This window comes from Pararhodobacter zhoushanensis, from assembly GCF_003990445.1.
Classification (GTDB): Bacteria; Pseudomonadota; Alphaproteobacteria; order Rhodobacterales; family Rhodobacteraceae; genus Pararhodobacter; species Pararhodobacter zhoushanensis.
Map to the genome: position 1 here is coordinate 255,083 of NZ_REEZ01000001.1, position 11,711 is coordinate 266,793.

The window sequence follows — 11,711 nt, forward strand, 5'->3', positions numbered from 1 at the left end:
GATCATAGCCCGGCAAGCTGGCGCACGGCAGCCAATAACTCGGCATTGGCGAAAGGCTTGGCCATGAACCGCGAGGCCCCGGCCTGCAGCGCCGTATCGCGAACGGCAACCGAGCCTTTGGCGGTCAGCACGATGACTGGCAGATCCTCGGTCTCGGGCCGACTGCGCAGGGCGTGCAGAATATCGAAACCGCTGACGCCAGGCAGCATGACGTCCAATATCATCACCGACGGGCGCGCTGTTGTGACGAAATCCAAAGCCTCGGCCCCGCTGTCGACCAGCGTTACCGACCAGCCATCCCGTTTAAGGATATAGCGAATCGCTTCCGAGATGTTCGGCTCATCCTCGACCACCAGCACCGAACGACCGCCGCCAGCGCCCGGGCTGCCGGGGCCCGTCACCGCCGCAGTCCCCGAGGGTGCGGTGCCATCGTGCTCCATGCCGTGGTCCTCCCCCGGTGCTGTCGCCTGCGCCGCCCTCCCCGGACAGCGTCTGGCACAGACTATTGCGTCTTATCACATCTCTGTCAAAGCATGCCTCAACGGGTCGAAGGACTTACCCGGCGACAATCGACGGCTCGCGCCGTGCCGGGCAGTCCATGCGCGGGCAGACCCGGCAACTGGTCCCGACGCCACGCGGCGTGGTGGTATCCCCCGACATCGTCGCAACCAAAGCGGGCGTCACCAGCATGCTGGCTTCCCACACATGCGGCGGTTCAAAGCGCAGCGGATCGCGTGCCCCGGCGATGGCATGAGCGACAAAGCGCGCCGGCGGGCGTCCGGCAAACTCGACGAGCGCCCGCACCGGGCGGTCGGGCTGCCCCAGCGCTTCATACAGCGGCCAGAGCGGACAGGCCCCGCCAAACCGGGGCAACTGGAAGCCGTCGACCGGGCGCCGGAAGGTCAGCGTTCCCGAACCATCGCAGACCGCCAAGCCAAACCGAGGGACACCCGGCGCGGCCGGCAGCGTGGCAAGGCGGCGGAACAGCTGCGCCAGACTGACGCCGAACTGGCGCGCCAGAACCTCGGGCGCAAAGACCCCGCCGCCGCCCAGCATCGCCGTCAACACCGGCATCAGTCGCGCCAAGGGCAGCGCCTGCGCATCAACGCGGGCGCGTTCCAGCCAGCTGACGGCCAAAGTGCGCGCGGCGGCAGAGGCCAGCTCGGCCTGCCCGCTGGTCAGGGCATTCCAGTCGGGACCGGCGGGCTGCTCGATGGCGGCGACGTGAAAGCCCTGATGCTCGAGCCAGCTTTCCAGCTCTTCCTGCGGGGCGGCAAGGCCGGTCTCTTCGCCCGAGGTATCCAGAAATGCCACCAAGGCCTCGGCCGCATTGGCCAGCCGGACCGAATCCTGATGGATATTGCGGTGAAAACGGGCGCGCCATTCTGGCTCAAGATCCTCGGATTCCGCCAGAATCGCCGCTGTGGACTGCACCGCCGTCACCGCCGAGACGATCTCGTGCAGCGCCTCGGACAGGTTGGGGTCATGCGCCATACGGTCCGAAAGCCGTTCGATCGTGCGGTCCTGCGTTTCGGTCGCGGTGTGCAGCTGGGTGATCAGCGCGGCCCAGCCGGGAAAGCGGCCGGTCAGCTCTTCGGCGCGGTCAATCTCGGGCGCGGTGCCGGTGACAGACGCAGGCTGCGCGCGGGCAGCCGCGGCGCGCAAGGCCTCGACCTGGGCATCTCCGGCGCGTTCGTCCAAGGCCTCGGGCGGGATTTGCAGCGCCCCGGCGATGGCCTCGATGATGCGGGGACTGGCGCGGCGGCGGTTGTGCTCGATAAGGTTGAGATAGGAGGGCGACACACCGGCCATGCGCGCGAGATCGGCCTGGCCGAGCCGCCGAGCCGTGCGCAATGCGCGGATACGCGTGCCTGAGAGCGCCGATTTGGGCATATCCCTTGCCTCCCTCTTAAACCTGTTACACCATGCACCGGCCCAACGCGCGGGAAAAGCGCCCCGACAGACACCGGGGCGAATGGCACTTTTCAGACGCAGGGGCCTGACGTATAACGCCGCGGCAAAGCGCATGACGCGCCAGACACGCAGCCAGACAAGCATCGGGGCCGGGGCGCAAGCCTTCTTCCCCAACGAGGATGTCCATGAGCAAAGATCACATCACGGCCGACGTGGCCTTCATTCAGGCACTCGCCGAGCTTCTGAACACCAACGAGCTGACCGAGATTTCGGTCAAGCGCGAGTACGGTGAAAACGACACGCTCAACGTGAAAGTCGCCAAGCACGCGCCGGTCGTTCAGGCCGCGCCGGTCAATTACGCCCCCGCACCGACCGCCGCCGCCCCTGCGGCAGCCGCGCCGGCAAGCGCCGCCGCCACCACCGCGTCGTCCGATCCGTCCGAGCATCCGGGCGCCGTGGCCTCGCCGATGGTCGGCACCTGCTATCTGGCCGCCGAGCCGGGTGCCGCTCCCTTTGTCAGCGTCGGCCAGCAGGTCAGCGCCGGTGATACGCTGCTGATCATCGAAGCGATGAAAACGATGAACCATATTCCGGCGCCGACGTCGGGCACGGTCAAGCGCATCCTCGTTTCCGACGGGACGCCGGTCGAATACGGCGCCCCCCTGATGATCATCGAATAAGGCAGGTCCATGTTCGACAAAATCCTCATCGCGAACCGCGGCGAGATCGCGCTGCGGGTCATCCGGGCCTGTCGCGAGATGGGCATCCAGTCGGTTGCCGTGCATTCGACCGCCGATTCGGACGCCATGCATGTGCGCATGGCCGACGAGGCGATCTGCATCGGACCCGCCCCCTCGGTTGACAGCTATCTGCACATGGCCGCGATCATCTCGGCCTGTGAAATCTCGGGCGCGCAGGCGATCCATCCGGGCTATGGCTTCCTGTCGGAAAACGCCAGTTTCGTGCAGATGGTCGAAGATCATGACCTGACCTTCATCGGTCCCAGCGCGGCGCATATCCGCATGATGGGCGACAAGATCACCGCCAAGGAAACCGCCAAGGCGCTGGGTATCCCGGTGGTGCCGGGATCCGAGGGCGGCGTGCCGGATGTCGAGACGGCCAAGAAGGTCGCGGGCGCCATGGGCTATCCGGTGATCATCAAGGCGACCGCCGGCGGTGGCGGGCGCGGCATGAAGGTGGCGAAATCCGAGCCCGAGCTGGAAGTCGCCTTTCGCACCGCGCGTTCGGAATCCAAAGCGGCCTTCGGCAACGACGAAGTCTATATCGAGAAATATCTGCAAAAGCCGCGTCACATCGAGATTCAGGTGTTCGGCGACGGCAAAGGCAACGCGGTCCATCTGGGCGAACGCGACTGCTCGCTGCAGCGCCGCCACCAGAAGGTGCTGGAAGAGGCCCCCGGCCCGTCGATCACGCCCGAGCAGCGTGCTGAGATCGGTGCGATCTGCGCCAATGCCATCGGCGCGATGAAATACTCGGGCGCGGGCACCATCGAGTTTCTGTACGAGGACGGCGAGTTCTATTTCATCGAGATGAACACCCGTCTGCAGGTCGAGCACCCGGTGACCGAAGCGATCTTCGGCGTCGATCTTGTGCGCGAGCAGATCCGTGTTGCCTCGGGCATGGGCCTGTCGTTCACGCAAGATGAGCTGGTGCTCAACGGCCATGCCATCGAAGTGCGCATCAACGCCGAGAAACTGCCGAACTTCTCACCCTGCCCCGGTCTGGTGAACACCTTCCACGCACCCGGCGGGCTGGGCGTGCGGATGGATTCGGCGCTCTATGGCGGCTACCGCATCCCGCCCTATTACGACAGCCTGATCGGCAAGCTGATCGTCCACGGCCGCGACCGGCCCGAGGCGATCGCGCGGCTCAAGCGGGCCTTGGGTGAGCTGATCATTGACGGTATCGACACGACGATCCCGCTGTTCTTTGCGCTGCTTGAGAATGAAGCCGTCGTGACCGGCGAGTACAACATCCACTGGCTGGAGAAGTTTCTGGCCGAAGAGCTGGGGTGACCGGGAACCGGGGGGCTGCTCGCCCCCCGGACCCCCTCGCCCAAGGGGGGCGCACGCGCCCCCCTTGGGGATCCCCCCGTGGATATTTTTAGACAGAAAATAGGGGCGCGATGCGGTTGACGCCGGAGTTGATCGTCAGGGCCTATGCGGGCGGGGCCTTTCCGATGGCCGAGACCGCCGACGATCCCACCATTCACTGGTTCGAACCGCGTCAGCGGGGTGTGTTGCCCTTGGACCGGTTCCGCGCCTCGCGCAGCTTGCAGCGGTCGCGGCGGCGGGGTGGGTTCCGCTTTTCCTGCGACAGCGATTTCGGCGGCGTGATGCGCGCCTGTGCTGACCGTGAAGTCACCTGGATCAACGACGAGATTTTCCGGGTTTTCAATGAGCTGCACGCGATGGGACTGGCCCATTCGGTCGAGGTTCGCAGCCCGGACGGGTCACTGGCCGGGGGCGTCTACGGGCTGGCGATCGGCGGTGCGTTCTTTGCCGAGAGCATGGTGTCGCGGGTGACTGATGGCTCGAAACTGGCGCTGGCCGAGCTGGTGGCGCGGTTGCAGCGCGGCGGGTTTCAGTTGATGGACACGCAGTATCTGACACCGCATCTGGCCAGTTTGGGCGGCACCGAGATCCCCCGCGCGCGCTATCGTCAGCTGCTCGCCGAGGCGCTGATCGCACCGGCACAGGCCGACGCCGCCTTTGCGCCCGTTAACCCTGACAGCGTGGACGGGGCCTTCTGGTCATAGGAAGCGGTGGATCGGCAGGTGGCCGATGGCAAAGGTCAGCACGCGTTTCCACGCTGTGGTGCCCGGTTCCGTATGGGTGCTCTCGTCGCCGCGCTGCCAGCGGATAAAGCGGCCGTCCATTGACAGACGCCAGGCTTTGTCGGGCGTGCAGGCTTCTTCGAACAGCGCGGTCAGATCCTCGATCAACCCCGGATCGTCAAACAACATCCCCAGCTCGGTGTTCAGAAACGCCGAGCGCAGATCGAAGTTGAACGAGCCGACAAAGGCGCGCTGGCCATCGACGATAAAGGTCTTGGCGTGCACCATCGTGTCGGGCGCGCCGGGGGTTGCGGCCTCGACCAGCTTGATCCCGGCGGCCAGCAAGCGCGGACGATACCAGCGATAGGCCCCGTAGACCAACACGCTGTCGGTGCGGCGCAAACCGTTGGTGATGATCTCGATCTGCACGCCGGATTTCTGCAGATCGACCAGCGCCTTGAGCCCCGGCCCTCCGGGCACGAAATACGGCGTCATGATGCGCAGTTCGCGCTTGGCCGATTGCAGAAGCGGCATCAATTCGCTGGCCATCCAGCCATTGCGGCGGGTGCCCAGCGTCTTTTCGGGCGGGTCGCCGATAAACGACAGCCCGTCGCTCCAACGCAGGGTCTCGACGTTGAGCACTTCTTCGGCATGATCGGCGAGCGGCAGGTCAAGCTTTTCGATCCGCTCCTGGCTGGGTTTCTTCGCCAAAATCCGGTTCAGGTTGCGGCGAAAGCGCTTGAGCCGGGTGGATTTTCCCAGCCAGAGCCGACGCACCGGCAGCGAGAGGCCGGAGTTCCAGAATCGGTCATAGAGCGCGCCCATGTCACGCAGAACGGCCCCCGACAGCAGCATGTCGAGGTCGTCGTAATCGGTGTCCCAGCCCCGTTGCAGACCGAAATAGGCATCGCCCACATTGCGTCCGCCCGAGATGGCAAGTCGTTGATCCGCCAGCCACATCTTGTTGTGCATACGTCGGTTGTAAGGCATCAGGTTGAACAGGATTTCCAGCCCGCGCAGCACGCCCCGGTCGCGGTTGCGGATCGGATTGAAGAGCCGGACCTCGATCCGCGGATGGCGGTCGAGCGCGCGGTAGGTCGGGTCGCGGTTGAGCGTGTTGACGTCGTCAAACAGCATCCGTACCCGCACGCCGCGATCCGCCGCGTCCAGCACCGCCTGCGCTAGCAGACGGCCGCTCAGGTCATCCTCCCAGATGTAATACATCAGATCGAGGCTGCGCTCGGCGCTGTGCGCCAGCGCCAGCCGCAGGGTCAGCGCGTCCTTGTCGACCGGCACAAGTCGCGCGCCCGTCAGCCCCGGATGCGCGCGTTCCAGCGGTTCCATCAGTGCATCGAGCCGGGTGTCCGACCCGGCGGGCAGCACATGCGTGGCCTTGCCGCGCTTGCGTTTGGCAAAGCGGCCGGTGGCCCAGAGCGTCATCAACGCCCCCGCCCCGGCCACCAGCAGCGCGATCACGATCCAAGATTGCCAGTGCATTATGTGCCCAATCGGATGCGCGCCCGGATGGGCAGGTGGTCAGAGGCCATGCGCGACAGCGCCGAGGTATGCGGTGACAGGTCGACCACTTCGGCCCGCGTGCAGCCGATGATGCGGTCCAGTGCCAGCATCGGGCGGGCCGAGGGAAAGCTGGCGACGGTCGAGGCGCGGGCCACCGCGTCCAGACCGGTTTTCAACGGCATCAGCGAACAACCCGGCCCACGCCGCCATTCATTCAGATCGCCCATCATCAGCGTCGGGCGGTCGGGGCTGATCTCGTCGGCCAGCCTGCGCGCCTGCAACAGGCGCGAGCCCTTGAGCAGCCCCAGATGCGCGGCGATGATGCGGATCGGCTGCCCGGCAAAGCTCAGGTCGGCGACAATGGCCCCGCGCGGCTCCATGCCCGGCAGATCGATGGTGCGCACGTCCTCAAGCTCGGCATTCTTGAACAGGATCAGATTGCCGTGCCAGCCATGCGCCAACTCGCTTTTGCGCAGGCTCAGGCGGACGGGTTGCAGCCCGGTCTGGGCGTAAAGCTCATCCAGATCCAAAATCCCGCGACGGTCGCCAAAGCGCTTGTCGACCTCTTGCAAGGCGATCAGGTCGGGCGCCATTTCGCGAATGACCGAGATCACGCGATGCGGATCAAGGCGGCGATCGGTGCCCACGGCCTTGTGGATATTGTAGGAGCCGACAATCAGCTCTGGACGGTGCGGCATGGGACGTTCTTTGCTGGGACTTAGCCGAGTATAGGGCGCAACCCCGCCGCGGCAATGGCTGCGCGGCCGAAAGCCTCACACACGACAGTGAAGGCTGCGGGCTAGGCCAGGCAGCGTTCGGCAAAGGCGCGGATCTCGGCAAGGACGACGCTGGGCTGGCTGTAGAGCAAAAGCTGACCCTCGCCGTCGATCTCGTGCAGGTGCACCCGGGCCTGTCGCTGGGCGAAGTGCCGCACGCTCTCTAACCGGACCACCGGATCTGCACCGCCGTGGATCAGCGCGACCGGACAATCGGACGCAGCAACCAGCGCCGACCAGTCCCGCGTCACATGCCAGGCGTCGATCTGAAACGCCTTTTGCCCCTGCGCCACGGTGAAGCGGTAGCCCTCGAGCAAGGCCTCGGCGATGCCCTCGCGCTCGACGACCTCGCGATCGCGGGTGCCCTTGGGGTAGAGCGGTGTCATGAAGTTCTGGGCGTTATGGCTGTCGATCTGGGCGATCCCGGCCCGCAGCACGGCGGGCAACAGCGCGGGCGCAAAGCGGGCGGTATAGGCGACTGCGCGCTGGCGCGGGGTCATCTGGGCGAATTGCTCGATTGTGACGATGGGCACACAGCCCGCCACACAGACCACCCCGGCGACCTGCTGAGCCAGCCGCGCAGCGGCGCCGTACGCATAGATCGCCCCCGCCATATGGCCGATCACCACCACCCGTGACAGGCCCAGCACGCCAAGCGCCAGACCCAGATCGCGGGCAAAATGATCCGGGGCTTCACGGATGCGGGTCGCGGGGTAGGAAATGCCGAAATTGGGCCGCATCGGCGCATAGAGCCGCAGACCCGCCGCATGCAGCGCCGGGCCAAGGCGGTGCAGCGCGGCCAGCCCTTCGAGCATACCGTGAAGGAAAACCACCGGCAGCCCGTCTTCTGGCCCCAGCACAGCGACCGGCATGATCCGCCCGTCGCCCAGATCCACCGCGACTTCGGTGCCATCGCCAACGGCAGCCTCGGCACGGCTGTCTTCGGCACCGTGCAGCACCATCGCGGCGATCAGGCGCATCAGCTCGGACTGCGCATTGGTGCGGGTCTTGGCAAAGACCGATTTCAACTGCGCGCGCAGGGTGTTGAGCGAGCGCCCGATGCGCAGCGCCACAGCGGGCAAATCGCCGCCACGGGTGAGTTCGCGCACCAGTTCGGTTTCGCGCGGGGTCAGGTGGAAGGTTTCGACCAGCACGCTGGCCAGTGGCGCACTCCAGCCGATGCTCATGGCCCGCAGCTCGACCACGAAATCCTGTCCCGCCGGATCGCGCGTCGTCACCACCGAGACCAGCCCCCCGCCCGGCAAGGTACCCGCGCCGGTCTCTGGCGGTTCGGACAGCGACAGCACCGCAAAGCGCCCCGATGCCGGAGCCCGGTCAAAGGCCGCCAGCAGCGTGGTCAGCCGCGCGGCGCTGTCAGGTTCGAGTGCAGCACGGATTGTGGCCAACGAGAGTGTGTCGCCAAACAGCTGCGCCGCGTCCTCTTGCGCCGACAACACCACGCCGCCGCGCCCCAGCCGGACCAGCGGCGCGCGGTGGCCGCCCAAAGGCTCGCTGGGCTCGCCGCGCCCCATGCGCTCGAACAGCGCGAAGGCGCGGCGGAAATGCGCCTCGATCACCGGGTCTTGCAACTGGCGGGCCGACGGGCCGTCGGTGACATGCAACTCGCCCAATCGGCGCGCCAGTTTGTCGACGAAATCGGACCAGTCGGTCATGAAGCTGTCGTAATGCTCGGGCGAGAGCACGACGTCATAGATGCTGCCAATCAGCCGCGCCCGTTCAGCGTCGAGGGCGTCGTCCTCGTTCTGATCTCTCACTGGCCCTGCCCCGCATTTTGCAACAATTCTTGCGTTAACTGGGTCAGATTGCCTCATTTCGCCCAGTATGGCGAGGGATTTAGCCCGAATGGGTGAAGCCAAGCGCGCCGAATCCGATCACATTAGGACAATCTTAAGCACGTATTCATTTTAACTATCCCTTTTTTGCTGAACTCTCTGTCGACTGGCGGCGTCCCGGTTCCCAGCCCAGCCCTCCTCTTTCAGGCGATCTGCGCCGTAAGGCGCGACCATTGTGGCGCGTCGTGCAAGGCAAGGTTGCAGCATGCGCGCGCGGGCGAATGATCCGGGTCGTGGTGAGCGGTTTCGCCGCCGAAGCGGCCGGTGTCCTTGTACGGGGCGGCTATGAAATTCCACCTTAGCCCCTTGGTTTCCTTACAAGCTTTCCTCCGCCGCGGCGCAACGCGGGCCCCAGGGTTTTACTCTGGGAACGAGGCTGTTAAACTCAGGCCTCAACCGGAGAAACCGCGCCAAGGGCGCCTCCGCCATTCACTCCGATCTCAGGAGATTTCATGACCCAGTCAAAGGCGGGTGACACCGTTCAGTTCCATTACACCGGCACCCTGTCCGACGGCACCGTGTTCGACAGCTCGGAAGGCCGCGAGCCGCTCAGCTTCACGCTGGGGTCGGGTCAGATCATTCCCGGTCTCGATGCCGCGATTGACGGCATGGCCGTGGGCGACAAGAAAACCGTCACCATTCCGGCGAACCAGGCGTATGGCGAGCATGACGCCAACGCCCGGCAGGCCGTCCCGCGCGCTCAGATCCCCGACCATATCCCGACCGATCCGGGCACCCAGCTGCAGATGCAGTCGGCCCAGGGCCAGGTGATTCCGGTCGTCGTGATCGAGGCCGATGACGAGCAGGTCGTGCTCGACGCCAATCACCCGCTCGCGGGCAAAGACCTGACCTTCGCGGTCGAGGTTGTCGCCGTCAGCTGAACCGGCTGAGGCAAGGCCCCTCGTCCCGGGCGACGGTTCTCAACCCGCCTGCGGACGAGGGTGCAAACGGGCTTTTCAGCCCGCGTGCCGCGCGCTAAACCGCGACGATGGCCAAGCTCTATTTTCACTATTCGACCATGAACGCCGGTAAATCGACGATCCTGTTGCAGGCGTCGCATAACTACCGCGAACGTGGGATGCAGACTTATCTGATCACCGCGCAGTTCGATAACCGCGCGGGGGATGGCCGCATCGCCTCGCGCATCGGCATCGGCGAGCAAGCCGATACCTTCGCCCCCGGCGAAGACCTTTTCGCCAAGATCGAGGCGCGCATCGCCCAAGGCCCCATCGCCTGCGTGTTCATCGACGAGGCGCAGTTTCTCTCGCACGAACAGGTCTGGCAACTGGCCCGCGCCGTTGACGATCTGGACGTGCCGATCATGGGCTACGGTCTGCGGGTCGATTTCCGCGGTGAGCTGTTCCCCGGTTCGGCCGCGCTGCTGGCGCTGGCGGACGAGATGCGCGAAGTCCGCACGATCTGCCATTGCGGCAAGAAGGCGACGATGGTGATCCGACAAGGCGCCGACGGCCAGCCCTTGCGCGAGGGCGCGCAGGTACAGATCGGCGGAAACGAAACCTATGTCTCGCTCTGCCGCCGCCACTGGCGCGCGGCGGTCGGGCGCTGAGCGCTCTTGCCTCGCCGTTGGCGCTGCGCCAGTCTGGCCGCTGCTGACATCATAAGGTGACTCCCATGCCCGACACCCTGCGCTATGCCGCGATCATGCTCGCCGCTGGGATCGGCATCCCCGTCCTTGCTGCGCTGAACGCGCAGCTGGGTGCGCGGCTTGCCTCGCCGACCGCAGCGGCGGTGGTGTTGTTTTGCGTGGCGATGCTGGGGGCTCTGGTCGTGATGCTGGTCACCGGCGGCCAAAGCGGCTTTGCCAGCCTGCCCGGCCAGCCGTGGCACCTGTTTCTGGCCGGGCTTTTCGTGTGCTTTTACGTGCTGTCCGTTACCTTCGTGGCGCCCCGGTTCGGTGTGGGCAATGCGGTGTTCTTTGTGTTGCTGGGACAGGTGATCAGCGCAGCGGCCATCGATCAGTTCGGTCTGTTCGGTGCCATCCTGCGCCCGATCACCCTTGCCCGGGCTGCGGGCCTTGGCTTCATGGGTTTGGGCTTGTTTCTGATCCAGCGCGCCTGAGGCTTGCCAGCCAGCCGCAGGCGCGCTATTCGCCCGCGCATGAGTGACCAGCCCAAGAAACCCGACCTGCCGCCGCACCCCGCGCTTGCCGCGCTGCGCACGCATCGCAATTTCTATGGCCGGGTGCACGGCAAAACCCTGCGCCCGGCGCAGCGAAGCTATCTGTCCGAGGATCTCACCGACTTGCGCCTGCGCGGCGTGTCGATAGACGAGAACCCCGAGCGCAGCCCGCTGGACATGGCACAGGCGCTGCCCGGTGACGGGCCGATCTGGCTGGAAATCGGCTTTGGCGGCGGCGAGCATATGGTGCATATGGCTGCGGCCTATCCGAAGGTCCGCCTGATTGGGTGCGAGCCGTTCGTCAACGGCGTCGCCATGGCGCTGGGGCTGCTGCGCAACCGCCCCTGCCCCAACCTGCTGCTGCATCCCGGCGACGCGCGCGATCTGTTCGACGTGATGCCCGATGCGACGCTCGACAAGGTCTTTCTGAACTATCCCGACCCTTGGCCCAAAGCGCGCCATCACCGTCGCCGCTTTGTGACCCAGGACCATCTTGTGCCGCTGTTTGCCGCCTGCAAACCCGGTGCCGAGTTCCGGGTGGCCACCGATATTGCAGACTACGCGCGTCAGACGCTTGAAGAAGTGCCGTTGGCCGGTTTCGAGCTGGTCTCCGACAGCCGGACCGCCTGGGCGGACTGGTTTTCGACCCGGTACGAGCAAAAAGCCCTGCGCGAAGGCCGCACGCCCCATTACATGACGTTCCGCAAGCCCTGA

Annotated in this window: 12 protein-coding genes; 7 read left to right on the forward strand and 5 right to left on the reverse strand. The window is 65.7% G+C overall.

Going from position 1 to position 11,711, the window contains the following annotated elements; genetic code table 11:
* Positions 1-2: 2 nt before the first annotated feature.
* Both EAE28_RS01225 and EAE28_RS01230 read right to left on the reverse strand, forming a co-directional pair.
* The gene (locus EAE28_RS01225; protein WP_127103999.1) at positions 3-440 is read right to left on the reverse strand and encodes a response regulator transcription factor; all 438 of its coding nucleotides are present in this window, start codon (positions 438-440) and stop codon (positions 3-5) included.
* 115 nt (positions 441-555) lie between these two features.
* Positions 556-1,893, reverse strand: a complete 1,338-nt coding sequence (locus EAE28_RS01230; protein ID WP_127104000.1) for a helix-turn-helix transcriptional regulator — start codon at positions 1,891-1,893, stop codon at positions 556-558.
* A 206-nt stretch (positions 1,894-2,099) separates the two neighbouring features.
* Between EAE28_RS01230 and accB the strand changes: the two genes are divergently transcribed.
* From accB to aat, 3 genes are all read left to right on the forward strand, one after another.
* Positions 2,100-2,594, forward strand: coding sequence for an acetyl-CoA carboxylase biotin carboxyl carrier protein (gene accB, locus EAE28_RS01235; RefSeq protein WP_127104001.1), 495 nt, complete (start codon positions 2,100-2,102; stop codon positions 2,592-2,594).
* A gap of 9 nt (positions 2,595-2,603) precedes the next feature.
* On the forward strand, positions 2,604-3,950 hold the full coding sequence (accC, locus tag EAE28_RS01240) for an acetyl-CoA carboxylase biotin carboxylase subunit (protein WP_127104002.1): 1,347 nt from the start codon (positions 2,604-2,606) through the stop codon (positions 3,948-3,950).
* 110 nt (positions 3,951-4,060) lie between these two features.
* Positions 4,061-4,693 (forward strand): leucyl/phenylalanyl-tRNA--protein transferase, encoded by a 633-nt coding sequence (gene aat / locus EAE28_RS01245; RefSeq protein ID WP_127104003.1) that lies wholly within the window; start codon positions 4,061-4,063, stop codon positions 4,691-4,693.
* Here aat and EAE28_RS01250 read toward each other — a convergent pair.
* The 3 genes from EAE28_RS01250 to EAE28_RS01260 all read right to left on the reverse strand — a co-directional run bounded on the left by EAE28_RS01250 (position 4,688) and on the right by EAE28_RS01260 (position 8,780).
* Complete coding sequence (locus EAE28_RS01250; protein ID WP_127104004.1) at positions 4,688-6,208, reverse strand: phospholipase D-like domain-containing protein; 1,521 nt, start codon at positions 6,206-6,208, stop codon at positions 4,688-4,690. The two genes, aat and EAE28_RS01250, sit on opposite strands and share 6 nt — an antisense overlap.
* Entirely contained in the window at positions 6,208-6,927 is a 720-nt protein-coding gene (locus EAE28_RS01255; protein WP_127104005.1) for an endonuclease/exonuclease/phosphatase family protein, read from the reverse strand. Before EAE28_RS01255 ends, EAE28_RS01250 begins: the two co-directional genes overlap by 1 nt.
* A 101-nt stretch (positions 6,928-7,028) precedes the next feature.
* Complete coding sequence (locus EAE28_RS01260; protein ID WP_164736512.1) at positions 7,029-8,780, reverse strand: bifunctional helix-turn-helix transcriptional regulator/alpha/beta hydrolase; 1,752 nt, start codon at positions 8,778-8,780, stop codon at positions 7,029-7,031.
* Between the two features lie 530 nt (positions 8,781-9,310).
* On the opposite strand from EAE28_RS01260, the gene EAE28_RS01265 reads away from it, so the two are divergent.
* From EAE28_RS01265 to trmB, 4 genes are all read left to right on the forward strand, one after another.
* Positions 9,311-9,739, forward strand: a complete 429-nt coding sequence (locus EAE28_RS01265; protein WP_127104007.1) for an FKBP-type peptidyl-prolyl cis-trans isomerase — start codon at positions 9,311-9,313, stop codon at positions 9,737-9,739.
* Between the two features lie 107 nt (positions 9,740-9,846).
* Positions 9,847-10,425 carry a thymidine kinase gene (locus EAE28_RS01270; protein WP_127104008.1) on the forward strand — a complete coding sequence of 193 codons (579 nt, stop codon included), beginning with the start codon at positions 9,847-9,849 and terminating at the stop codon, positions 10,423-10,425.
* 65 nt (positions 10,426-10,490) lie between these two features.
* Positions 10,491-10,937: a DMT family transporter gene (locus tag EAE28_RS01275; protein ID WP_127104009.1), complete on the forward strand. Its 447-nt coding sequence runs from the start codon at positions 10,491-10,493 to the stop codon at positions 10,935-10,937.
* A gap of 39 nt (positions 10,938-10,976) precedes the next feature.
* Positions 10,977-11,711 carry a tRNA (guanine(46)-N(7))-methyltransferase TrmB gene (gene trmB, locus EAE28_RS01280; RefSeq protein WP_127104010.1) on the forward strand — a complete coding sequence of 245 codons (735 nt, stop codon included), beginning with the start codon at positions 10,977-10,979 and terminating at the stop codon, positions 11,709-11,711.